At 36.7% G+C, this 25,134-nt stretch carries 23 protein-coding genes and 1 pseudogene; 8 read left to right on the forward strand and 16 right to left on the reverse strand.

The window, feature by feature from the left end; translation table 11 throughout:
* The first annotated feature begins 82 nt into the window (after positions 1-82).
* The 3 genes and pseudogenes from RU87_RS03290 to RU87_RS03300 all read left to right on the forward strand — a co-directional run bounded on the left by RU87_RS03290 (position 83) and on the right by RU87_RS03300 (position 3,602).
* The gene (locus RU87_RS03290) at positions 83-1,171 is read left to right on the forward strand and encodes a M24 family metallopeptidase (protein WP_068161067.1); all 1,089 of its coding nucleotides are present in this window, start codon (positions 83-85) and stop codon (positions 1,169-1,171) included.
* A 293-nt stretch (positions 1,172-1,464) separates the two neighbouring features.
* A pseudogene (locus tag RU87_RS03295) lies at positions 1,465-2,862 on the forward strand (amino acid ABC transporter substrate-binding protein/permease); the annotation flags it as partial.
* Entirely contained in the window at positions 2,862-3,602 is a 741-nt protein-coding gene (locus RU87_RS03300) for an amino acid ABC transporter ATP-binding protein (protein WP_068160848.1), read from the forward strand. The pseudogene RU87_RS03295 and the gene RU87_RS03300, both read left to right, overlap by 1 nt.
* A gap of 38 nt (positions 3,603-3,640) precedes the next feature.
* On the opposite strand, the gene RU87_RS03305 is transcribed toward RU87_RS03300, so the two are convergent.
* Positions 3,641-4,345 carry a glucosamine-6-phosphate deaminase gene (locus tag RU87_RS03305; RefSeq protein ID WP_068160851.1) on the reverse strand — a complete coding sequence of 235 codons (705 nt, stop codon included), beginning with the start codon at positions 4,343-4,345 and terminating at the stop codon, positions 3,641-3,643.
* 107 nt (positions 4,346-4,452) lie between these two features.
* Between RU87_RS03305 and queA the strand changes: the two genes are divergently transcribed.
* On the forward strand, positions 4,453-5,484 hold the full coding sequence (queA, locus tag RU87_RS03310; protein ID WP_068160853.1) for a tRNA preQ1(34) S-adenosylmethionine ribosyltransferase-isomerase QueA: 1,032 nt from the start codon (positions 4,453-4,455) through the stop codon (positions 5,482-5,484).
* Positions 5,485-5,564: 80 nt separating this feature from the next.
* Here the strand turns inward: queA and RU87_RS03315 are convergent, their stop codons facing one another.
* From RU87_RS03315 to RU87_RS03345, 7 genes are all read right to left on the reverse strand, one after another.
* On the reverse strand, positions 5,565-5,990 hold the full coding sequence (locus RU87_RS03315; RefSeq protein ID WP_068160855.1) for an HD domain-containing protein: 426 nt from the start codon (positions 5,988-5,990) through the stop codon (positions 5,565-5,567).
* Between the two features lie 169 nt (positions 5,991-6,159).
* Complete coding sequence (locus tag RU87_RS03320; protein WP_068160861.1) at positions 6,160-7,143, reverse strand: aromatic acid exporter family protein; 984 nt, start codon at positions 7,141-7,143, stop codon at positions 6,160-6,162.
* Positions 7,144-7,315: 172 nt separating this feature from the next.
* The gene (purF, locus tag RU87_RS03325) at positions 7,316-8,743 is read right to left on the reverse strand and encodes an amidophosphoribosyltransferase (RefSeq protein ID WP_068160864.1); all 1,428 of its coding nucleotides are present in this window, start codon (positions 8,741-8,743) and stop codon (positions 7,316-7,318) included.
* A gap of 338 nt (positions 8,744-9,081) precedes the next feature.
* Positions 9,082-9,672: a DUF1349 domain-containing protein gene (locus tag RU87_RS03330; RefSeq protein WP_068160866.1), complete on the reverse strand. Its 591-nt coding sequence runs from the start codon at positions 9,670-9,672 to the stop codon at positions 9,082-9,084.
* A gap of 55 nt (positions 9,673-9,727) precedes the next feature.
* Positions 9,728-10,867, reverse strand: a complete 1,140-nt coding sequence (gene ispG, locus RU87_RS03335) for a flavodoxin-dependent (E)-4-hydroxy-3-methylbut-2-enyl-diphosphate synthase (protein WP_082782134.1) — start codon at positions 10,865-10,867, stop codon at positions 9,728-9,730.
* 208 nt (positions 10,868-11,075) lie between these two features.
* Positions 11,076-11,690 carry a DUF4230 domain-containing protein gene (locus RU87_RS03340; RefSeq protein WP_068160869.1) on the reverse strand — a complete coding sequence of 205 codons (615 nt, stop codon included), beginning with the start codon at positions 11,688-11,690 and terminating at the stop codon, positions 11,076-11,078.
* Positions 11,691-12,025: 335 nt separating this feature from the next.
* Positions 12,026-13,465 (reverse strand): NCS2 family permease, encoded by a 1,440-nt coding sequence (locus RU87_RS03345; RefSeq protein WP_068160870.1) that lies wholly within the window; start codon positions 13,463-13,465, stop codon positions 12,026-12,028.
* A 316-nt stretch (positions 13,466-13,781) separates the two neighbouring features.
* Here RU87_RS03345 and RU87_RS03350 point away from each other — a divergent pair, with 316 nt between their 5' ends.
* Positions 13,782-14,594, forward strand: coding sequence for a Cof-type HAD-IIB family hydrolase (locus RU87_RS03350; RefSeq protein ID WP_068160873.1), 813 nt, complete (start codon positions 13,782-13,784; stop codon positions 14,592-14,594).
* A 27-nt stretch (positions 14,595-14,621) separates the two neighbouring features.
* Here the strand turns inward: RU87_RS03350 and RU87_RS03355 are convergent, their stop codons facing one another.
* Entirely contained in the window at positions 14,622-17,009 is a 2,388-nt protein-coding gene (locus RU87_RS03355) for a YhgE/Pip domain-containing protein (protein ID WP_068160874.1), read from the reverse strand.
* Positions 17,010-17,159: 150 nt separating this feature from the next.
* Between RU87_RS03355 and RU87_RS03360 the strand changes: the two genes are divergently transcribed.
* The gene (locus RU87_RS03360; protein ID WP_231860427.1) at positions 17,160-17,708 is read left to right on the forward strand and encodes a TetR/AcrR family transcriptional regulator; all 549 of its coding nucleotides are present in this window, start codon (positions 17,160-17,162) and stop codon (positions 17,706-17,708) included.
* 57 nt (positions 17,709-17,765) lie between these two features.
* Here the strand turns inward: RU87_RS03360 and RU87_RS03365 are convergent, their stop codons facing one another.
* Positions 17,766-18,362 carry a 3'-5' exonuclease gene (locus RU87_RS03365; protein WP_068160877.1) on the reverse strand — a complete coding sequence of 199 codons (597 nt, stop codon included), beginning with the start codon at positions 18,360-18,362 and terminating at the stop codon, positions 17,766-17,768.
* A gap of 223 nt (positions 18,363-18,585) precedes the next feature.
* Here RU87_RS03365 and RU87_RS03370 point away from each other — a divergent pair, with 223 nt between their 5' ends.
* Together RU87_RS03370 and RU87_RS03375 are read left to right on the forward strand one after the other, a co-directional pair.
* Positions 18,586-19,005, forward strand: a complete 420-nt coding sequence (locus tag RU87_RS03370) for a YjdF family protein (RefSeq protein WP_068160880.1) — start codon at positions 18,586-18,588, stop codon at positions 19,003-19,005.
* Between the two features lie 194 nt (positions 19,006-19,199).
* Positions 19,200-19,598 carry a hypothetical protein gene (locus RU87_RS03375; protein ID WP_068160881.1) on the forward strand — a complete coding sequence of 133 codons (399 nt, stop codon included), beginning with the start codon at positions 19,200-19,202 and terminating at the stop codon, positions 19,596-19,598.
* A gap of 86 nt (positions 19,599-19,684) precedes the next feature.
* On the opposite strand, the gene phoU is transcribed toward RU87_RS03375, so the two are convergent.
* The 6 genes from phoU to RU87_RS03405 all read right to left on the reverse strand — a co-directional run bounded on the left by phoU (position 19,685) and on the right by RU87_RS03405 (position 24,945).
* Positions 19,685-20,338 (reverse strand): phosphate signaling complex protein PhoU, encoded by a 654-nt coding sequence (phoU, locus tag RU87_RS03380; RefSeq protein ID WP_068160884.1) that lies wholly within the window; start codon positions 20,336-20,338, stop codon positions 19,685-19,687.
* Between the two features lie 52 nt (positions 20,339-20,390).
* Positions 20,391-21,149 (reverse strand): phosphate ABC transporter ATP-binding protein PstB, encoded by a 759-nt coding sequence (gene pstB, locus RU87_RS03385; protein WP_068160887.1) that lies wholly within the window; start codon positions 21,147-21,149, stop codon positions 20,391-20,393.
* A gap of 93 nt (positions 21,150-21,242) precedes the next feature.
* Entirely contained in the window at positions 21,243-22,046 is an 804-nt protein-coding gene (pstB, locus tag RU87_RS03390) for a phosphate ABC transporter ATP-binding protein PstB (protein ID WP_068160890.1), read from the reverse strand.
* 118 nt (positions 22,047-22,164) lie between these two features.
* A complete protein-coding gene (pstA, locus tag RU87_RS03395; RefSeq protein WP_068160892.1) occupies positions 22,165-23,052 on the reverse strand; it encodes a phosphate ABC transporter permease PstA in 888 nt (295 codons plus the stop codon).
* A complete protein-coding gene (pstC, locus tag RU87_RS03400) occupies positions 23,049-23,975 on the reverse strand; it encodes a phosphate ABC transporter permease subunit PstC (protein ID WP_068160896.1) in 927 nt (308 codons plus the stop codon). Before pstC ends, pstA begins: the two co-directional genes overlap by 4 nt.
* Before the next feature lie 109 nt (positions 23,976-24,084).
* Positions 24,085-24,945, reverse strand: coding sequence for a phosphate ABC transporter substrate-binding protein PstS (locus RU87_RS03405; RefSeq protein WP_068161075.1), 861 nt, complete (start codon positions 24,943-24,945; stop codon positions 24,085-24,087).
* Between the last annotated feature and the right edge of the window lie 189 nt (positions 24,946-25,134).

Here is a 25,134-nt window from a genome sequence, read left to right on the forward strand (position 1 = left end):
ATTATACATTTTAGAGTTTTATAGCTGAATATTATCTACCTTAAAGATGGCTATTTTGATTGCAAAGTGGCAAAATAGAAGTATGACTAAATTAAAAAAAATTGCCCAATATCTAACTGAAAAAAAATGGGATATGACCTTTATCACAAATCCTACCACTGTAAATTACCTAACTGGCTTTGCTATGGACCCTCATGAACGAATTATGGGCTTGATGATTTTCCCTGATCGGGCACCACTTTTGTTTACGCCTGAACTTGAAGTTGAAAAATCAAAAACTTTTGTCGATTTTGATGTTATTGGCTATGCTGACAGTGAGAATCCTTGGATCAAAATTCATGCACAACTCAGTCATCAAAACATAAAGACGATAGCTGTAGAATTTGATCACTTGATCCTAAGCAAATCAGATGGCCTTAAATCAGTAGTTAGCGACAGCACCTTTACTAACTTGAGTCCGTATATTAACCAATTGCGACTCATCAAATCTGATGACGAGATTCAAAAAATGATTAAAGCAGGACAATATGCTGATAGATGTTTTGACATTGGATTTGAATTTGCTGCGTCTCAACAACATATCACTGAGATGGATGTAGTGGCAAAAATCGAATTTGAGATGAAACGTCAGGGCATTTCTGAGATGAGTTTTGAGACGATGGTCCTGACAGGCGCTAGAGCAGCAAATCCTCATGGTGTACCAGAACCTGTTGACATCCAACCAAACAAGCTACTATTGTTTGATTTGGGAGTAATGTCACAAGGCTATGCATCAGATGCCTCTAGAACGATCTCCATTGGTCAACCTTCTGATTTTGATCGCAAAATTTATGACATCACAAGAGAGGCACAACAAGCAGCATTTGACTTTGTTAAACCTGGTGTCACTGCCTTCGAAATCGATCAAGTTGCACGTGATATCATTACTAAAGCTGGATATGGTGAGTATTTCACACATAGAACGGGACACGGTATTGGGATGGATGTTCATGAATTTCCTTCTATAGGTGGTAGTGAAGATATTACGATAGAAAAAGGCATGTGTTTTTCTATCGAACCAGGGATTTATATCCCAAACAAAGTTGGTGTCAGAATAGAAGATTGTCTTTATGTCACTGAGACAGGTGCAAAATCCTTCACACAAACACCCAAAGACCTACTCCTATATTAATCTCAACTCTATCATTTATAGCTATTAACCTCCAAGCAACACATAAAAACACAACTGAAAAAGATGTAACCACCAAAATATAAACTTTTGAAATCAAGTACGAATACTTGATTTTTTTATGTGATAGCTGATATAAACCATCTATTTATGTAATAAAACCTAACATAACACTAATTATGTTTGTTTTATAGAGATTTTATGGTAGAATTGAAAAGAATAATATTGAAAGGTAACAACTTATGAAAAAGAATTTATTGATGCTATTCACCTTGTTTATCGCACTCTTTACGATAACTAGCGTGAAAGCCGACGATAAACCCGTTAAAAACAACTATAGAATCGCTTCTGATTCTCTATTTGCCCCTTTTGAGTTTCAAAACTCAGAAAAAAAATACGTCGGAATTGATGTTGATTTATTAAACGCGATTGCTAAAACTGAAAAGTTTAATATCTCTATGGACTTCGTTGGCTTCCAAACAGCTGTAGACCAAACACAAGCTGGTCATGCTGATGGGATGATCGCTGGGATGTCAATTACTGATGAACGTAAAAATGTCTTTGACTTCTCTGATCCTTACTTTACAGCAAATGCGACAATTGCAGTCAAAAAAGGCACAAAAAATATCACCTCTTACAAGTCTTTAAAAGATAAAACAGTTGGTGTAAAAAACGGTACTGCTTCTCAAGAATTTATCACTAAAAACAAAGATAAATATGGTTACAAAGTGAAAGTCTTTGATGCAGCAGATACGATGTATGCTAGTTTAGGTACAGGCTCTATCGATGCCTTCATGGATGATGAACCCGTTGTTAAATACGCAATTCTCCAAGGCCAAAAATTCGAAACACCGATTAAACCTGAAAAAATTGGTGAGTATGGATTCGCAGTTAAAAAAGGAACAAATCCTGAACTTATTTCTATGTTCAACGCCGGCTTAGCTAAAATTAAAGCAAACGGCAAGTATGATAAAATCGTTGCCAAATATATGGGTAATGAAGCATCTGATGATAAAAAAGTTGATGAATCAACTATGATAGGTATTATCAAAAATAACTGGGAACAGTTAGCATCAGGACTTGGATACACAATTGCATTAACACTAATTTCATTTGTTTTAGCTTTAATCGTTGGGATTATCTTTGGTTTATTCAGTGTCTCTCCTAGCAAATTCTTGCGTGGCTTCACTAAAGTATACGTAGACCTTGTTCGTGGTGTACCACTAATGGTTTTAGCCATCTTTATCTTCTATGGTATTCCTAATCTGATCGAGTCAATTACTGGTCATACTAGCCCACTAAATGACTTTGCTGCTGGTGTCATTGCCTTAACACTGAATGCTTCAGCTTATATCGCTGAAATCGTTCGTGGTGGTGTTAACTCAGTACCAACTGGTCAAATGGAAGCATCACGCTCACTTGGTGTGTCATATGTTAAAACGATGCAACGTGTCATCTTGCCACAAGCAGTTAAAATTACGATTCCTAGTTTGGTCAATCAATTCATCATCTCGTTGAAAGATACAACGATTATCTCAGCTATCGGCTTAATTGAACTCTTACAAACTGGTAAAATTATCGTTGCCAGAAACTTCCAATCGTTTAAAGTATACGGATTGATTGCGATTATCTATCTCATTGTTATTCTCGCTTTGACAATCTTTGCACGTCGACTTGAAAGGAATATGAAATAATGGCAAAATTAAAAATAGATATTAATGACTTACATAAGTCTTTTGGTAGCAATGAAGTGCTTAAAGGCATTACAACTAAATTTAATGAAGGTGATGTTGTTTGTATCATTGGCCCTTCAGGTTCAGGTAAATCAACTTTTCTTAGAACACTTAATGGGTTAGAAGTTATCACATCTGGTTCTGTTATCGTAGATGGGTATGATTTATCAGATAAAAACACTAACCTCAATCAAGTGCGTCAAGAAGTCGGTATGGTGTTCCAACAATTCAACTTGTTCCCGAACATGACTGTTATTGATAATATCACTTATGCACCACTTGAACTTAAAAAAATGAACAAAGCTGAAGCTAAAGCTAAAGCACTTGATCTACTTGAAAAAGTTGGGTTATCTGATAAAGCAGATGCCATGCCAGAAATGCTATCTGGTGGTCAAAAACAACGTGTTGCCATTGCTCGTGCATTAGCTATGGATCCTGATCTAATGTTATTTGATGAACCAACTTCAGCGTTAGACCCTGAGATGGTTGGTGATGTATTAGAAGTGATGCAAGATCTTGCAAAAGAAGGTATGACAATGTTAATCGTCACACATGAGATGGGATTTGCACGTAAAGTTGCCAACCGTGTTATCTTTACTGACGGCGGACAAATCTTAGAAGATAGTACACCTGAGGAACTATTTGGTAATCCAAAACATCCTCGTTTGAAAGATTTCTTAGAGAAAGTCTTAAATGTCTAACAAAAAAAACCTTGATCATGATGATCAAGGTTTTTTTTTTAGTTTAATAAACTAGCTGCTGCTTCATCAATAATCACAATCACATCATCGTGTTGTTGTAAGACTGATGCTGGTAAGCTTTCAGTCACTTCACCTTCAATCATGCCTTTAATTGCTTCAGCTTTAGCTTCTCCCCATGCCATCAAAATCAATGTTTTAGATTTAAGAATACTTGCAATTCCCATTGAGACTGCTTGTCTTGGTACCTCATCTTCGTTCTCAAAGTAACGTGAATTTGCTTTAATTGTACTTTCAGTTAAATCCACAACATGTGTTGTCACATCAAATGGTGTACCAGGTTCGTTAAAGCCGATGTGCCCATTTTGACCAATCCCAAGAATTTGTAAATCAATCGGATGTGTCGCAATAATGTCATCGTATGCTTTCACCTCAGCATCCAAATCTTTAGCTTTACCATTTGGTAAGAAATTTTCTTTAAAAGGTTTTTCATTAAACAGATGTTGACTCATGAAATAGCGATAAGATTGTTCATCTGATCCATCAAGCCCAACATATTCATCTAAGTTAATTGACGTTTTATCCGTAAAATCAAGATCACTATTAATGATTTGGTTGTAAAATTCTACTGGTGTAGAGCCAGTTGCTAAACCAAAAGTTTTCGCACCTGCTGCTATTTTTTCAGTCAAAATTTCTAATCCTAATTTAGCACCCTCAAGTTGGTTCGCTACTTTAATAACTTTCATGATCGTCTCCTTAATAAATTGACATTGTTTATTGGTATAGACCAATAATATACCTTTTTTAGTGATTTGTCAAGCATTAACTTATCAAAAATGATATAATTTAAACTATGAATATTGAAGCATTTGATTTTGATTTACCTGAGGCGCTAATCGCCCAAACACCTCTTGAACATCGCTCTGAAAGTCGGTTACTGGTCATCGATAAAGCGACACATACGATGGCAGATAAACACTTTTTTGATATTGTCGATGAGTTGCACACTGGTGATACACTTGTGCTAAATAATACTCGTGTACTCCCTGCTAGACTTCACGGAGAAAAAGCAGATACAGGTGGGCATATCGAGCTATTACTATTAAAAAATAAAGTCGATGATACTTGGGAAGTCCTTGCAAAACCTGCAAAAAAACTTAAGAACGGTACAGTTATAAAATTTGGGGATGGTAGGCTGACAGCTACTGTCATAGATGATTCGCTAGACCATGGTGGTCGCATTGTGACATTTAATTATGATGGTATTTTCTTGGAGGTCCTTGAGAGTTTAGGAGAGATGCCTCTGCCACCTTATATCCATGAGAAACTAGCTGATCAAGGTCGCTATCAAACCGTCTATGCCAAGGAAAATGGCTCTGCTGCTGCACCAACTGCTGGCCTACATTTTACTGATGACCTACTTGATAAAATCAAAGCTAAAGGTGTTAATATTGCATGGGTAACGCTACATGTCGGACTTGGCACTTTTCGTCCAGTCAGTGTAGATAATATAGAAGAGCATGATATGCATAGTGAGTTCTATATCCTCCCACAGGAAACAGCTGATGTGATTAATGCAACTAAAAAAGCTGGTAAACGCGTTATTGCCGTTGGTACAACATCTATCCGTACACTTGAATCCGTCGCACAAAAATTTGATGGACAAGTTAAAGCTGATAGTGATTGGACAAAAATCTTTATTAAACCTGGCTATACATTTCAAGTTGTCGATGCATTCTCTACTAATTTCCATCTGCCCAAATCGACACTTGTCATGCTAGTTTCAGCATTTGCAGGGCGGGAATTTGTGTTAGATGCCTACCAACATGCTATAGATGAACACTATCGATTTTTCAGTTTTGGCGATGCCATGTTTGTGAAATAACAAAAAGCGCTATCCAGCGCTTTTTTTTGTTATCTTAAACAATAGCGATTATCTCAACACAGCTACACTGCTTCATAGCCTCATACTTGCTTTAAAAATACGAGTGCTTGTCGATACTTGTCTAATCTAGTCCTATCTTGCTCAGACATGCTAGATAATCTAGCTACATCACTATTATGTGTCAAATCAGCGATTTTTACAACTCTGGCAATTTGATTAGCCTTTACTTGTTTCAAATAGTCAAAATAATGTTGACCTGCTTGTTTAGTCAAGATAATTACAGCTGAAATCACTTCATCTGGTATACCTGCTTCTCTTAGTTGATCCGCTGTCACGCTTGTATCCTCTAAAACATCATGTAAATATGCTGTTGCTTTTTCTGCATCTCCAGTCACAAGATCAGCAACTGTTTCTGGGTGATGAATGTAAGCAACACCTGCTTTATCGACTTGATTTTTATGTGCTGCTTTTGCGATCTGGTAAGCCATATTAACATAGTCGTACATCTTGTCTCGTCTCCTTCTATCAGATAACTGGGACATTTTCAAGCACTTATTCATTCCCTCGAGTGATGCTCTCCTCACAACTTAGCGACTATCTCTATCCCTAAATTCAAAAATAGCTATTACCTAAACTCATGAGTATCTGATGTGTATAGCTATAAAATGAGAGCTTTCACGCTCTCGTCTCTAAAACATAATCATACTTGATTTGGATAAAGGACTGAATCAGTTGTAGTATCTGAAACAGTTGGGCGCGTACTTCGAATTCATGTCGTGTTTTAGGTAAGTCACTAGCACGATAATAAGCAAGCACTTCCTGTGCCTGAGACGTCAAGGCCTTTGCATTGTTGTCTCGCCCATAATTTTCTCCGATAGCCAGCAATAACCCTTTTAATTTCTCAAATGTTTGTGCCTGACTCTGCAAATCAATCTCTACAAGCAGTTCAGTTAATTCACGAAAGAGCTCAACTTGTCTTGCTCGCATCGTCAGATAATCATAACTATGACTGGCATGATCAACCAGATTATTATCCATATGTGTTCTAGCGAGTGCCAAACTATCAGCGATATAGGTTTCAAGATCTTCTACTTTATGTAGAAAGTGTTCTTTTTCTGTCTGCTTATCCAAAATAAAACTTAACCGTTTGAATAAATCTTGAAAATGATGTTCAATTCGTCTTTCTCTAATCGTCAATTCATTTTGAAAATTAGGCATCTTCCAATTCACTAAAAAAGCAAGTGAAATCGCGATAAAATTCAGTAAAAATTCGTTGAGTAACAGATCAGGTGTAATATCTCGCGCAACCAATAAATGTGTCACCAAAACTGCATTTGGTGCAATGCCTTCCGCTATACCCCAAGCAGCTGAACAAGGAATAAAGAACAACAGAAATAAGGCAAACACTAGGACATGATGGCCTAAAAGGTTAAACAGAATCGTTGCAAAGACCATGGCAAAGAGGAAATTCAACAAGCGGTTTTTACCAAGTTGATAAGTCGATTTTTTAGTGTTTCCTACACTTAAAATAGCGATGATCCCTGCCGCTGTTGCATATTGTAACCCGAGCATATCTGCAATCATGATAGCCAGGCTAGCTGCGATCACAGTTTTGATGGTTCTAGCCCCTATCTTAAAGCCTTTTGGAAAAATCTTCATACCTTTATTATAGCATACACAGGCAGATAGCCTTATCACACAAACTCAGTAATAGCAATCCTCTCAGCCGTTTACGTAACTTAAAAAAGTTCAGCTTGATAAGACAAAGCCTGAACTTTTTTTATGAGCTATATGCGTGAATGATGCAAGCAGTTGTCTAGCTTTTAAACGCTTAATAAAATGATACTTTTGCTTTTAACCCAAGATTATAATCTGCTTCATAATCATACAGTGGCGTTGGATAAATCCCATCAAAGTATGAGGTACAGATTTGATCACCTAAGCCAATCCCCGCTTTTAAGCCATCTATCGATAAGAAGTGTAAACTATCTGATCCGATGATATCATTAATCTCAGATACAGAGTGATTTGCAGCAATCAATTCTTGACGTGTCTGGATATCAATCCCATAAAAACAAGGATAGGCAAGTGGTGGGCTCGCAATCACGACATGCACTTCTGCTGCACCCGCAGCTTTAAGTAAAGCAACGATACGTTTAGAGGTTGTCCCACGTACGATCGAATCATCAACCATGACAACTCTTTTACCGGCAACAACACTTCTAACACCAGACAATTTCATTCGAACGCCCTGTTCTCTGAGTTCTTGTGTTGGCTGGATAAAGGTACGTTGGATATATTGATTTTTGACTAGGCCCATTTCATAAGGTAAGCCTGATTCTTCAGCAAATCCAGAAGCTGCTGATAATGATGAGTTAGGAACTCCCACAACAATATCAGCTTCGATATTTGGATTTTCTTTTGCTAAGATTCGTCCCATATTTTTTCGAGCAGTATGAACATTAACGCCGTATATATTACTATCAGGTCGAGCAAAATAGATAAATTCCATACTACATATTTTTAGATCAGCCTCTGTCGTATAGCTATCGATATGAATCCCTGCATCATCTATAATTACGATTTGACCCGGTAAGACATCTTGAACAAAAGTTGCCCCAACAACATCTAGTGCACAAGTTTCACTAGCAATCACATAAGCGCCATTGACAAGACGTCCTATCGCAAGCGGTCTAAATCCATTAGGATCTAGGGCAGCGATGATTTTATCCTCAGTCATCAAAAGATAAGCAAAGCCACCTTTAACTGTATTCAATGCTGATTTCACATTATCCAACAAGCCTACTGAATACCCTCGTCGAATCAGATGCATGAGAATTTCAGTATCCGAATTACTATGGAAAATAGCTCCTTTTGACTCCAAATCACGTTTTAATGTTCTGGTATTTGTTAAATTACCATTATGACAAAGGCCAAACTGAGCATCATGGAAATTGAATAAAAAAGGTTGTACGTTATCGATTGATGCAGATCCTGCTGTTGCATATCTGACATGCCCTATAGCAGCTTTACCTGCTAGGCGATCAAACTGTTTCTCATCTTTAAACACGTCAGATAAAAGCCCTAAATCTCTATGTCCTTTAAGCTGTCCGTCATTATTAGCGATAATTCCTGCGCCTTCTTGTCCTCGATGTTGTAAGGCATGTAAGCCAAAATAAGTCAGTTTTGCAGCATCAGGGTGTCCCCAGATACCAAACAAGCCACATTCTTCATTAAGTGATTTTACTTCGTAAGTCATTTTACACCATTCTTTTATTTTTCTGATACTTGATCATATGTTTTGACCATGTCAACGTATACTTTAGTAATAGTCTATGTCTCTTATTTTACACTTATCATTTCATGAAACATACTTAATTTCTTTATTTTTATCAACAACAACCCCCTATTGTTCGGGTTTAATATCATTAACTAAGCCTCATGATTTGTTTTGTTTGTATAATAGCTAGTTGCTACAGAGTTTATAAGAAACTAATTATTTTTTAATTAGAAAAAAGGTGCTATATATGTAAAAAAAAAGATCAAGTGATAGACACTTGATCCCAAACATAGCTGGTTTGTTGTGTTTTACTAATATTAGTGGTGTGCTTCCCATAGACAAGGACCAAGATCAAAAGATGAAAATTTAGCTTCAAATGAACTATCTTCTGGACTACAGGCATAAAGACCAAACTGGATCTCAGCATTTCCCTTGACAAGATGACAAATTCGCAATTGTTTGAAACTCACCCCATCAAAACTATATTCGATACAATAATCACTCTCTCGCCTACTTAATCGATACCAAACCGTATCGATATCAGAAGAGATATCAAGCGTTGCCCAATCAGAATAGCCTTGATTTGTCACCACACTGCCTAAACGCTGAAACTGGTCGTTTTCATACTCGCTAGAGGCTTTTAGCCAGTTTTCCGCATCTAAATAGATAACGATGCCACATTGATCAAAACGCTGTTTACTGTTAAATACCGTTTTGACAGTAAATGAAAAATATTTTTCTTCAGTTTTGAGCTGTAAAACGGGTGCATTATCATTTTGAAACCCATAATAGGTACGTTGCCACAAGTCTGTATGCGGCTCGCTCATTATCGTAATTTCCTGATCAGAGATAGTAAATTGTTGGGGTTGTCGTATCCAAAATAAGTTATCGACATTAAATTGGTCCAAAACTTTCCTCCTTGTTTCGACTAACTAATCTGCTAGAACACGATGACTCACTTTATTAATCTTCATCTAATGTCACTGGCTCATCAGTCTCTACATGTAGTTTACCAGTTTCTTGATATAGTTTATACATGGCATCAATCTCTGCTTTAAATTCTGTTAGCATCACAGCCTCATCGACTGTTTTGATGATTTTACCTTTTTTAAACAACATGCCTTTACCAGCACCGCCAGCAAGACCGATATCTGCTTCACGCGCTTCACCAGGACCATTTACCCCACAGCCAAGTATCGCAACTGTAATCGGAGCTTTGATATTTTCGATATACGCTTCTAATTCTTGAGCGATCGGAATTAAATCAATTTCGATACGACCACAAGTTGGACATGAGACAAGTGTCGCTGCATTATCAATCAAACCGAAAGATTTTAGGACCTCACGGCCGACTTTAATCTCTTCACGAGGATCAGCTGACAAAGAAATACGCATGGTATCCCCTATCCCTAAAGAGAGTAATGCACCCATACCCGCAGCTGATTTCACAGAGCCTGAAAATAACGGTCCTGCTTCTGTGATACCAAGATGAAGTGGATACTCAAAGCGTTCTGCTGCTAATTTGTAAGCTTCTAATGCTAATTCAACATTAGACGCCTTCATCGAGATGATAATATCATGAAAATCTAGTTCTTCTAATATCTCTACATGCTCAATCGCTGATTCTAACATCCCTTGAGCAGTCGGATAGCCATATTTTTGTAAGAATTTCTTTTCTAATGATCCAGCATTCACACCGATTCTGATCGGAATTTGTTTTGCTTTACAGGCTTCTACAACTTTAGCAACGCGGTCTTTACGACCTATATTACCTGGATTAATCCGAATTTTATCCACACCAGATTCAATCGCTTGTAAGGCTAGGCGATAATCAAAATGAATATCTGCAACTAAGGGAATATTAATCTGTGCTTTAATGTCTTTAATCGCAAGTGCAGCTTCCATATCAGGTACCGCAACACGAACCATCTGACAGCCTGCTTCTTCCAGCTGATGAATTTGCTCAACTGTTGCTGCCACATCTTGTGTTTTTGTCATACACATGGACTGTAAGATAACCTTATTACGTCCACCGATTACTACTGCGTTTTCACCTGTGCCGACCATGACAGCACGTGTTTTTCTTCTATGTGTTAAAGTCAAAACTTGACCTACTTTCTTTATTTAACAATACAATTCCTATCTTCTAAATTATATCAAAAAAACACCTGTAAAACTTTACAAGTGCTTTACTATTTGCTAATAAAAATTGAAAACTAATGAAAAAAATCTAGACTTGCTAATCAATTAAAACATGATGCTCGTTGATAACCGATTGTTAGATTTTTAAACATGATAAAATTGATTCGGCTTATTCAAAAGTAAATTCTAATTTTGCATTTTTATCAATCCCTTGAAACAGTGTTTTATAATACGTCTTTGCTGAACTATTCATTTGATCCTTATACTTCGTTAGATACATTTTTTGTTTTTTAGTACTCAATTTATTGGTCACTAGTTGTCCTGTATCGATATCTTCAGTTGATATACTTAACAAATCACCAGACATATCATAAAGTTGATAAGGAACTTTTTTATCTAATTCTATACCTATAACATCATAAGCAGGTACTACAATAGTATATTTATTTTCACTGATTTTTTTAATTTTAACTGGTTTTTTAATACCTAATTTTGCCTGATAGTTTAGAATGATAATCGCTTTCTTTTCAGTCAAAGGAATACCAATCTTTGTCCAAGGGATACTCGTATTATTCGACTGAGTCTCTATTGACTGTATCCCGACATTAATAAAGACAGTCTCATTGGCTTCTTCAAGATATTTTACCATTGAGTAAGATTTGCTTTTTTCGCCCTCTTTTACTGAATACGCTAAATATGATGGATAAAGCAAAAATAAAATTGCAATTAAGATCAACCAGCCTAAGGCTATTTTCTTCGTCAACAGTTTAAATATGATTCCCATAATACACTCCACTATATAATTTAAATACTTTACCATTATATCATCAATTACATCAACTATTGATACATTATACCTAGTAGATCAATGAGTCATTATAGTTTTGACTCTTATTAGTATTCGCTAACATCTCAACTCTACTCAATCAATGAAAATGCCATCTTAAGGTTAATTTTATGTGATATTCCATACCTGAGATGCTTCTTATTAATAATGTTCACTTATAAAAATGGGATATTTTTTCCCATACAAAAACACACACCTATTTAAATTTAAATAAACAAAATGTGCGTTTTTTAAGTATTGTATGAATATCGGTAAGTTATACTAGCTTGCTATTATATCGTTGCCAGGATAATAAAGTTTAAGATGAATAAGACATCTACCACCCAGATAACTGGACTAACTTCTTTTATTTTACCTTTAGCCACTTTGATGATTGTGTAGAAGATAAATCCTGCAGCAATACCGTAAGAGATACTATATGCAAATCCCATAAAGATTGAAGCAAAGAATGCTGGAATCGCATCTTCTAAATTAGTCCAATCGATTTCTTTAAATGACCCAAGCATCATGACACCAACAACAATTAATACTGGTGCTGTCGCAGCGTTCGGTACGATAGAGATAAATGGTAAGAAAACAGATGATAACAAGAAACAAATCGCTGTAACGACTGAAGTTAACCCAGTACGTCCACCAGCACCAATACCGGCTGCTGACTCTACATATGTTGTTGTATTTGACGTCCCAAAGATTGCACCGATAGAGGTAGCTGTTGCATCTGCAAACAAGGCTTTATCCATTTTAGATGAGAAACCTGAACCATTTTCAAGTGATTTTTCATCTTCTGCAGAGAAAATACCTGTTTGACGACCAGTTCCGATAAAGGTACCGATTGTATCAAATGTATCAGAAAGTGAGAAAGCTAAAATCGTCATCAAGACTTGTGGAATTTTAGCAGAATCTGAGAATAATGAGCCCATACCAGCATGGCTAAACGCCGCACCAAATGTATCACCAAGACTGTTAATCGCAGAACCAAGTGAATTTCCTTTAAAATCAATTGATCCTAGATCTACAACACCAAAAATTATCGCTAAAATTGTTGTGATAACGATAGAAACCAGAATCGCACCCTTGAAATTTCTGACAACTAGCACAGCTGTAATGATGATACCAACAATACCAATCAAAACTGCTGGTTGGTTAAAGTTAACCAAGGCAGGTACCGCAGATGCCCCAGCATCAATCGTTGCTTTACCTTTTTCAGCACCTTTTCCGATAACCGTATATGTTCCTGGGTCAATCGTGAAATGTAGTAATCCAGCTGATTTAATTCCGATATAGGCGATAAATACACCAATACCACCACCGATAGCATGTTGTAAGCTTTCAGGAATTGATTGGATGATTAATTTACGAATTTTTGTAACTGTAATTAAAATGTTAATCAAGCCACAGATGAAAACCATGGCAAGCGCTTGTTGCCAAGAATACCCTAGACCAAATACAACTGTAAAGGTAAAGAAGGCATTTAAGCCCATACCTGGTGCTTGTGCATACGGTACATTGGCAAATAATCCCATGATTAAGGTACCGATGATAGAGGCAATGATTGTTGCTAAAAATACTGCTTGATAGTTCATCCCTGTCTGTGACAAAATCGATGGGTTAACAAACAAGATATAGCTCATCGCAAAAAATGTTGTGATACCAGCTATAATCTCTCGACTAACTGTTGTACCATTCTCTTTAAGTTTAAAAAACTTATCCATAACTATTCCTTTTCTATAAATAAAATTCAATAATTCATTACTTAACTATTTTAATAGATACCTGATACAGTTGCAATCTATTGGCTTAGATGATGATTAATTTAAAGTTAATTGTTCGGATTTTAATAACTATGTTACTTTATTTTTTGCATATCCTGAAGATATATCATAAACATGCTATAATAAATACTGTTAGCTTGTCACTCAAGCACAGAAAAATGACGTGTTACAGTGGACATAACATGTAACCAAACAACCTCATAGGTATAGAAAGGCTTGAATCTTTTGACATACTAGATTCATGTAGTGGTAACACATGCTAGATAAAAAAATTATCGCAATTGACCTTGATGGGACGACACTTCACTCTGATGGTGTCACTGTCTCTGATTACACAAAACATATTTTTAAACAAGTGCAAGATAAAGGTCATGATATTATTATCGCAACAGGTCGTCCATATCGTATGGCTGTGGATATCTACCATCAGCTAGAGCTCAAAACACCCATGATTAATTTTAATGGTGCAATGATCTCAATTCCTGGTGAAAAATGGCCTGAGGCACAAGCTAAACACGTGGATAAAGCCATCGTGTTTGAGCTGATTAAGGCTCAAGAAAAATTCGGACTTGATTTTTTAGCTGCAGAATTCCGTCGTAAGTTTTTCATCAATTCTTTTGATAAAGCAAATCCACGCATTTTTGGAATAGATAGTTTTCAAGCCTACCATCAAATGCAGATCGCAAAGCTTGATGATGATCCAAATGCCATTTTACTGCAGACGTGTTTTACTGATAAACTGGCACTCGCGAAACAGATTAATGCCTATTTCAACAATCGCTTCAACATCAGTGCTTGGGGTGGTGAAAATGGTATTTTAGAGATTGTGCCTAAAGGTGTGTCAAAAGCTTCCGCCCTAGCACATTATCTAGACGTGACTGGTCAAGATGTTGCAAATCTAATCGCTTTTGGTGATGAACACAATGATGTCGAAATGCTATCATTTGCAGGTACTGGCTATGCGATGAAAAACGCAAGTGATATCCTACTGCCTCATGCAACTGAACAAATCGGGTATACAAATGATGAAGATGGCGTCGCGAAAACATTAGCTAATTTATTGTTATAGGTATCATATAAAAAAAGCAAAATCTGCTTAAGATTTTGCTTTTTTGTATCCTGTTAACCCGATTAAGATAACAAGTACACTTGATAACACGAGTAAGAGTGTTGTTTCTTGACCGATTTTTCCTGTCAGAGAAATGACCTCTCTAAATCCTGAAACAGCATATGTCATTGGCATCCAAGGATTTAATACTTGGAAGAACTTGCTAGTTAAGGCGAGTGGATATGTCCCAGCACTTGCACCTAATTGTAGCAAAAGGAGGATCAAGGTGAGAAATGCGCCTGGTTTACCAAGCCATGTATTCAAGAATGTGACAACCATCATGAAACAAAATGAGACGAGTAGTGTAAAACCAAACATCATGACCTCATGATTAGCTGATAAGCCAAGAATATGAACTGCTAGATAAACTAGCGTACCTGATCCCAATGAGATTAAGCCATTAACCCCGATTCTGCCTAATAGATAATCTTTACGACTCTTAGGCAAAGCACCAGATAAAGAGCCTGAGATAATCATATTCGTACTAATCGCACCAACAAATAAGGCAACTGCCATCATATAAGGGGCCATACCAGTCCCATTATTAGCAGACTTATCCTGATCGGTATGTGCTAACTGAACAGGACTAGCGATTTTTGCCGCATTTGTGTCTGTTGTTTGATTTGCAGCAAGTTTTGTCTTGGCATCTAGGAGACCACTGTTAAGCGTTGTGGCACCCGTTGTGAGTGAGTTGATACCACTTGTTAATGTGCCACTACCTGTCGCAAGTTTCCCTGATCCATCAGAGAGTTGACTTGCACCACTCGCTAATTTGCCAACACCGCCAAGTAATGCAGGAGCATTTTGTGTTAATTGGTTGGCACCGTCTGCTAGTTTTGCACTACCTGATGTCAACTCTGCATTATGGCTCACTAGTGATTGGGCACCAGTATTAAGCTGGGCAGTTGAGTCGTTTAGTTTCGCTGCACCAGCAGATAACTGTGCTGTACCTGTTGTTAACTGAGTATTTAGTTGTGCAATACCAGAAGCTAATTGTCCAGCACCTGGTATGAGTGCTTGATCTAGAGTTGCTTTAACCGTTGTCAAGCCATCAATCGTCCCTGTAGCACCTTTTAAAGCTTCTGCTGCTCCATTTGTTATGTCTGCGACTACTCTTTTATTGTAAACTTGCTTATCTTGCAGTTGTTGCAGTTGTGTTTGTATATCTGCTACTGCTGATGATAGATTATTAATCAGTTCTGGAGATACTGATATCAATCCTTCAAGTGTTGCTTGCTCACTTGGATTATCCTGATAGGCTTTTGTAGCTTTAAGTTGTGTCAATTTATTTGTCTGTTGAGCTTGTATTGTACCAATATTCACTACTAATACTTTTAGATCATTGACAATTGCTTGTCCTTGTGGAGATTGATCATGTTGTACACTTTCATTGTAGGCATCAAGTCCAGTTTGAAGCTGTGCAATCCCGTTCTTCAAATCATTTAGTTTATTGGTATCAATATTACCTGACAACTCTTGGAGACCATTACTCAGTTTAGCACTACCATCAACTAATTCATTGATTCGTGAGACGCCATTTGACAGCTCTGCAGCACCTGCTGCTAAACCTGCTGTACCTGTTGCGAGTTGGTTGGTGCCATTAGCAAGTTGGGCCGCACCATCAGTATAACTAGATACAGCTGTTTTAAACTCACCTGTACCAGCTTTGAGTGTATTGACACCTGCCACGTATTGTCCTAAACCAACGTTTAGTGTATCTGCACCATCTTTAAAGGCTAAACTTGACTCTGATAACTTAGCTAGATTTGTCGTAATCTCATTTGAGCCTGATGCTAAGTCTTTACTACCGTTAACCAATTGACCACTGCCATCAGCTGCTTTACCTACACCTGTCGATAGTGTAGATAGATTTTTAAAAATCGTTTTTGTATAGGTTTCTGTAATATTGTTAGCAACACTTTGTTTGAGTTTCTCCATCGCAGAATCACTCATCTTACTGGCGATAAAGTTATGCCCTACAGATGTTTGATAATGGATGGTCGTCTTCTTCGGTTCATTTCCTACTAAACTGCCAGCATTCTCTGAAAAGTCACTAGGGAAAGTTACGACCATAAAATAGTCACCATTTTTCAAACCTTTTTGGGCCGTATCATCTGTCACAACATGGTAATCTAATGCTTTACCCTCAACCATGTTATCAGTTACTGCTTTACCTAGATTAATTGCTTTACCATTAAGCTGAGCGGATTTATCTTGATTGACGACTGCAACTGACAAATCTGATAGCTTACCATATGGATCCCACATAGAACTTAAAAAGATAAGATTATATAATGCTGGTATCAGCATCAGCGAAATGATAATGCCGATGAACAATTTATTTTTTAGTATTGCTTGCCACTCTTTTTTGAACATGACTTTCTCCTTGTTTTTATTTTTTGGACACCTTGTCTTTGTTTACCTTTTTTATTATAATACTTGTAAAAGATAATTCAAGATTTTTCTACGCATAACTGGACACTCTGTTCACTTTTGTTCATAAACCGCATTAGAAAGGGGTTTCATATGACAGATATTCGTATTATTAAAACTAAACAAGCCATTAAAAATGCTATGATTGAGTTACTACAGGAGAAGTCTTTTGACTTAATTACGACGACAGAATTAGTCAAACGTGCTGGCGTTAGTCGCTCAAATTTCTATACACACTATCAAGATAAGTATCAACTGGTTGATGAGTATCAATCGGCTTTTTTTAAGAAAATATCAACCATATTTCAGACACATCGTACTGATTTAGCGACTGCAATCTATGAAATATTTTCTTTACTGGAAACAGACTACTCACTTGAATCTGCTTTTCTTTCAGAAAATGGCACACGAGAGATACATCTCTATCTGATTCAGCAAACAAAAAAATTCTTAGAAACAGTCATCATCCCACATTATGGTAAAAAATCATTGTCTACTGTTAATATAGACTATCGAACAACTTATCTGTCTCATGCTATATTTGGTATGTTACAGCTGTGGATTAAACGTGGCAAACAAGAAAGTCCGCAAGAGATCACTAAGATGTATATGCTCTTTATTTCTGATAGTACCGCAATTTGATCAAAAAAAAAACGATCTGCTTGAACAGATCGTTTTTTAATGCTTATGATAAACAGGTTAAAATAAGCCAGATAAACTAGCGAAAGGATTATCGTCATCAGCATCAATTTTTTCATTTTGTTTAACAAGTAGCGCTTCTGCATCTTGCGTGTCTTTCATGGCTTCATAAATTTTTGCTGTCATACGTGCATCTGCCAAAGCATTATGCGCATTTTTTTCTGCTACACCGAAAAACTCGGCTAACGATTTTAACTGGAAATTTTTAATACCGTGTAGTTTATTATCGCGCATACTATCAGCGATGTCATACACATCTAATCGATATGCCTTAGACAGATCTAACCCGTTTTCAAGTAAGATGGGCAGGTCTGACTGATGGGAATTATACCCAATAACTGGCAGATCACCGATAAAGTCTTTTAACTCTGCTAGCGCAACTGATGCTTTTGGTGCAGTCAAAACCTTTTCTTGAGTAATCCCAGTCAAGCCAACGACAAAAGAATTTAGTGGGATATCTGAGTAAACAAACGAGTCAAAGGCTGCAATTTCAACACCATTCTCAAAAGTGACTGCAGAAATTTGGATGAGATGTTCTACCTCATCAACCGTGTTGAATTCAACATCAAACGCTACATATTTTTCTAATTTTTCCATATGATTATTATAGCATATAAACCTTGCTGCTTACATCATCTAGTCCATCAGTCGATAGCTACTACGGTTTTAAAATAGGAGACGCATTCTTTTTAATGATATGTTATAATCTATCTTGAAGATAAAAACACGTCTTGGTTGGTAGTCCAAGAGCGAGCAATCGTAAGTAACCCTCCTCCTAGGTTGTCCATTCTTTGATTAAAAGAAAATAGGAGGAATTGTCGTGACTAGAGTTAGTGCTAGACTCACAATTGTATTTGAACATCCCTTTTGGGTAGGTATTTTTGAAAGAATGTATGATGATAAGCTTGAGGTAGCCAAAGTAACTTTTGGCTCGGAACCTAAAGATGATGAGATTTATTCTTTTATTTTGACCCATTTCCATCACCTAACCTTTAGCCCTCCAATAACCGCAGAGTTAGCTAATCATAAAAAGCTGAACCCAAAACGCTTGCAAAGGTTGGTAAAAAAACAAGCAAGTGAAACAGGTATTGGTAAAAAGGCCCAACAAGCCTTGAAACTGCAACAAGAGCAACAAAAGATGTTACGAAAACACATCTCAAAGCAGCAGCGCGATGTTCAAAAACAAAGAAAATTTGAGTTGAAACAACTAAAGCGGCATGAAAAACACAAAGGACATTAACCTGTCCTCTGTGTTTTTTCTTATTGATACACCATTAACCTCTCTAGCAGCCAGTGAACTTAACTCCTATCCTATCTTAATATGGGCAACTTTTTGCGATACTGTCATTAATTATTTCTATTACCACTTTTAATAATCCTAATACCAATTATCATATAAATCATCTATCATAGGTATAAATAGGAGAAAAAATTATGAAAAAATATTTATTATTATACATATGCTTAAGCCTCTCGTTTCTCTCGCTGTTTTTACCAGCTACTTTAAAACCAAATCCTCAAACATTTCAGTTAGACAACGTCAATTTTTTCGAAATTATCAAGTCGCAACTACCTGCCATCTCTTTTATCGTCATAGCTATTTTATTCGTATTGTTGGCTTACTTTAAGGTGAAACAGTTAATCAATTTATCACTCGGTATTTTGTTTGGGGCATACTTACAGTTTATACTCACTTATATTAACTGGACATATCTAGATAACGATTTTTTCGGCGTTTATCTATACGGTTTTTGGCTTCACATCAGCTTTACCATCCTTACTTTCGTCATTTTGTTACTACAACTCAGACCATCAAAAAACGATATAGTCTAAAAGTAATCAACCACTAAGACTCAGACCTGAATACAGAGTAGATAAAAAAAAGACGACCAAGCGATACTGGTCGTCTTTTTAGATGCTTACAATTCTACAATCTTACCTGTTTTAAGATATACAATCCACTCACATAAGTTTTTCGCATAATCACCGATACGCTCCAAATAAATGATTGTCATCAAATAATCTTTACCTGTCGTGATTGTTTCTTTGTTATCTTCCATAGCTGTTAACGTTTTGTTTTGAATTTCACTGTACATTTGGTTGACAGTATCATCCCAGCTTGCAATTTCTCTTGCACGTGTATCGTCACCTTGAATATAAGCATTCAAAGATGCGTCAACAATTGCTTTAACGCGTTCACCCATTAATGAAATATCAGATTCCACAATATGAATACGCTCTTCACCTTTAAGGTTGATTGTTGCTTTGGCGATAGAAACTGCATGGTCTCCCATACGTTCCAAGTCAGATGATGCTTTTAAAACAGTAATGATTGTACGCAAATCGTGCGAAACAGGTTGCTGAAGCGCGATCATTTCTAGAGATTTTTTCTCTAATTTTGTTTCTTGATCATTCACTTCTTGATCATCTTCTATGACTTCTTCAGCTAGATCTCGGTCGTGGCTGACAAAAGCACGAACAGCTTTATTTACTTGTGCTGAAACTTGTGTTCCCATAGAATAAAATTGATTATGTAACTTATTTAATTCTTCTTCAAATTGTGTTCTAAGCATAAGATTCCTTTCCTAAATGTGCTAATAATAATTGATAGCTATTTATCGTGACTTAACCGAACTTGCCTGTCACATAATCAGACGTTGATTGCTCTTTTGGATCTAAGAAGATTTTCTTAGTTTTATCATACTCGATAAGTTCTCCATTTAAAAAGAAAGCTGTTCGATCAGAAATACGACTGGCTTGTTGCATAGAATGCGTCACAATTAATATCGTATATTTTTCCTTTAAGTCTAGTAACATCGCTTCGATCTTCCCTGAAGAGATTGGATCTAATGCTGAGGTAGGTTCATCTAGTAACAAAATTTTTGGATTAACAGCTAACACACGAGCGATACAAACACGTTGTTGCTGACCACCTGATAAACCAAGTGCAGAACTATGTAGCTTATCTTTTACCTCATCCCAGATATTCGCGGCTTTTAAAGACTCCTCAACAGCTTCATCTAAAATCGCCTTATCTCTAACACTTTTTAAGCGTAAGCCGTAAACAACATTCTCATAAATAGAAAATGGGAAAGGATTAGGCTGTTGAAATACCATACCGATTTCTTTACGAAGCTCAACCATATCTGTTTTTGAGCTATAGATATCTTGTCCTTTGTAAAAAATTTCCCCTGTTACCTTGGCTGATGAGACTAAGTCATTCATTCGGTTAATAGAGCGTACCAAAGTTGATTTACCTGATCCTGATGGTCCAATCAAAGCTGTAATCTCACCTGGATAAAAATCCATATTAATATCGAATAAAGACTGTTTCTTGCCATAAAATAGTGACAAATCTTTAACTTGTAAAATAGGTTCTGTCATATTATTTCCTTAATTTTTTAACGCCAATTCGCTAACTGTCAAACCAGAAATCTGTCATGTTGCTTTACAGGAGTTGGCAGTTATCTCTTTATATTAACCAAAGTGACCTGAGACATAATCCCCGGTAGATTGCAATTCTGGTAGTGTAAAGATTTTTTTAGTTTTATCGTACTCTATCAAATCACCTGAATAAAAGAAACCAGTATAATCACTAGCACGAGCTGCTTGTTGCATATTGTGTGTGACGATAATGATGGTATAATTTTTTTTCAATTCCATCATCGTTTCTTCTAATTGCATTGTTGAGATTGGATCAAGTGCTGATGCAGGCTCATCCATCAATAAAATATCTGGTTTCACAGCAATCGCTCTAGCGATACATAACCGTTGTTGCTGACCACCTGATAATGCTAAAGCAGATTTGTTTAAGTCATCTTTGACTTGGTCCCATAATGCTGCTTGTCGTAGCGCTGTTTCTACAACCTCATCTAACGTTTTCTTATCTTTAACACCTTGACGCTCTAGTGCAAAAGTAATATTACGATAAATCGATTTTGAAAATGGGTTAGGTCTTTGAAACACCATGCCGATATGCTTACGCATCTCATAAACATTAACATTTTGTTTATTAACATCAACACCTTGGTAGCTGATTTCTCCCGTCACTTTAGCGATAGGAATGGTATCATTCATTCGGTTAAGACTACGTAAATATGTTGATTTACCAGATCCTGATGGGCCAATCAAAGCAGTAATCTTATTCTTTTCAAATTTCATATCAATCCCCTTGATTGATTCATTTGTCCCATAATAGACATGCAAATCTTTTGTTTCAAGCGCAATTTCTTTATCTTCAAGGCCAATAATGTGACGTTGTGTCCAATCATAAGTTGCCATAGTATAACTCAGTTCCTTTCTGTTTTAAGTCTATCTTTAAACTACTTACAAGTTAGTCGTTATCTGATGACTATCGTTTATTTTATCAAGAGATAACACCTAATCTGCCAAAGAGGACTTACGACGCTGTCAACTTACTATGAATTTTTTTACCAATAAAGCGAGCACCAAAATTAAATAAGAGAACAAAAATAATGAGTACGGCACTAGCACCCGCTGAGACTGCTGCACCATCTGGTACTGTTCCTTCTCCATTTACTTTCCAGATATGCACAGCCAATGTTTCGGCCTGACGGAAAATAGAGATGGGTGAGCTGACAGACATCGGATTCCAGTTTGACCAGTTAAGAGCTGGTGCTGATTGTCCGGCTGTATAGATAAGTGCGGCAGCTTCACCAAAGATACGACCTGATGATAATACCACACCTGTGATGATACCAGGTAATGCTTCTGGGACGATAACGTGTAAAACAGTTTCCCAGCGTGATAACCCAAGTGCTAGTCCACCTTCACGTTGTGTGTGATGTACAGCTCTTAAAGATTCCTCAACATTACGCGTCATTAACGGTAAGTTAAACACTGTTAAGGCTAAAGCACCTGAGATAATTGAAAATCCGTAGCCAAATTGTACAACAAAAATTAGAAATCCAAACAAAACAACAACAACTGAAGGGAGTGAACTCAATATTTCAATAGATGTTCTAACCAGATTAGTTAACCATGAATTTTGATTGGCATACTCAGATAAGTAGATACCTGCACCAAGCGAAAGTGGAAAAGAGATAACCATCGTTACGATTAATAGGAAAATACTATTAAACAGTTGAATACCTATCCCACCACCCACTTCATATGCTTTTGCAGGGCTAGTTAGGAAATGCCAAGAAATGTTTGGTAACCCTCTAAGTAAAATGTAAAGTAGTAAAGAAGCTAAAATGATAACGATAATGCCAGAAATGCCGTAGAGGACGTTTGTTGCAATTTTATCAACTTTCTTTGGATTCATGATAATTTTCCTCTCTTCGCAATTGCGCGCATACCGATATTAAATAGTAAAGACATAAATAATAGAATAAGGGCTAATGACCATAACACATTATTTTGAACTGTTCCCATGATTGTATTGCCAATACCTTGTGTCAAAACAGACGTCAAAGTTGAAGCAGGCGATGTCAACCCTTTTGGTAAGATGGCTGCATTACCGACAACCATCTGTATCGCGAGTGCTTCACCAAATGCACGTGCCATACCAAAGACAACCGCAGTTAAAATCCCTGGTGTTGCTGCTCTCAGTAAAACACGAGAAATCGTTTGCCATCTTGTGGCACCAAGACCAAGTGATGCTTCTTTATAGAAGTTCGGCACAGCCTTTAATGCATCAACACTCATCGATGTTACTGTTGGTAAAATCATGACAAATAAAACAAACACACCTGATAAAAGACCAAAACCAGTCCCGCCGAAGATACCGCGAATAAAAGGTACAACAACAGTTAACCCGATAAATCCGTAAACAACTGACGGAATACCAACTAAGAGTTCAATAACTGGTTGTAATATTTTTGCACCACGATTTGGTGAGATTTCAGTCATAAATACTGCTGCACCAATTGCAAATGGTGTTGCTAAAATAGCAGACAAAAGTGTCACGATTAAAGACCCTGCGATCATAGGTAGCGCACCCACTAAAGGTTTGCCATCAGGACCGAGTTGTGACGGGTTCCATGTTGTCCCAAATAAGAATTTAAATGGATTAATTTTATTAACAAAGAAGGTTGATAACCCTTTTTGTGCGACAAAGAAGAAAATCATGGCAACAACAAAGACAATTAATGCGATACAAAGAAAGGTAATTGTTTTGCCAAATTTTTCTAGTTGAGAGTTTTTTGATTTAGAAAGTAACTTTTCTTGAATATTTTGTTTTTCCATGTGGTTTTAATTTCTATTTATAATGTTTTAACCTATCATGATTTTGAGTATATTCATAACTGATGCTTCTATGATACACACTTATCATCATGACAATTAAAACTAAGCTCTACTTTTTAGTGACTTGACCATGTGCATCACGGTCAATTTTCATCTCAGAAATCGATATATAACCCATTTTTTTAACTAACGTTTTTTGAACATCATCAGATAAGATATCTTCTATGAACGCTTTCGTCAAACTAGAGGGTTGCCCTTTGGTATACATATGTTCATATGCCCAGATTGGCCATTTGTTTGTTGCGACATTTGCTACTGTCGGTGCGTAACCATTGAGTTTAACTTTAGTTACAGAATTATCAACATTTGAAAATGCTAGATAACTGATTGCACCCGGTGTTTGTGCAACAATCGATTTAACCATACCAGAGGAATCTTGTTCCTGAGAATTTTTGGATTGTTTACCATTCATAATCCAACGTTCAAAGGTTGATCTTGTTCCTGAACCAGTCGCACGATTGATCAAAACAATTTTTTGATCTTTACCGCCAACTGCTTGCCAGTTACTAATCTCACCTGTGAAAATCTGACGTAATTGCTCTGACGTTAAAGCGTCTATCCCAACTGACTTGTTGACGATTGGCGTAATCCCCACGACGGCAACTTTATGGTCAACTAATTTTTTCGGATCAATCCCGTCTTTTTCTTCAGCAAACAAATCAGAATTACCGATTTGAACTGCACCAGATTGTACTTGAGATAATCCGGTTCCTGATCCGCCACCCTGCACATTAATAAACTTACCGGGGTGTTTTTGTGCAAATGTTTCCGCCGCAGACTCCACTAAAGGCTGTAAGGCACTAGAACCTACAGCCGTTATTGATTCACCTTTGTTGATCCACTTGGCACAACCTGATACAGTTACCATGACAGCCAAGAGTGATGCAAAAAGAAATAACTTTCTTCTCATAATTCCTCCAAAATCATTCATTACTCCTATTTTAACATTTAAGTATCTGTTAAATGTAAATTTTATGTAAAAATTTTGGGGATCGAGAGACTGGTGAGGATGTTATTTATTTTTTGATTAAAAAAGATACCTCACATTCGATATATGAAACAAACAGAGGTATCTTTTTATAGTTAAGATCAAACTCAG

It is taken from the genome of Pseudolactococcus plantarum (assembly GCF_002441715.1).
Taxonomy (GTDB): Bacteria; Bacillota; Bacilli; order Lactobacillales; family Streptococcaceae; genus Pseudolactococcus; species Pseudolactococcus plantarum.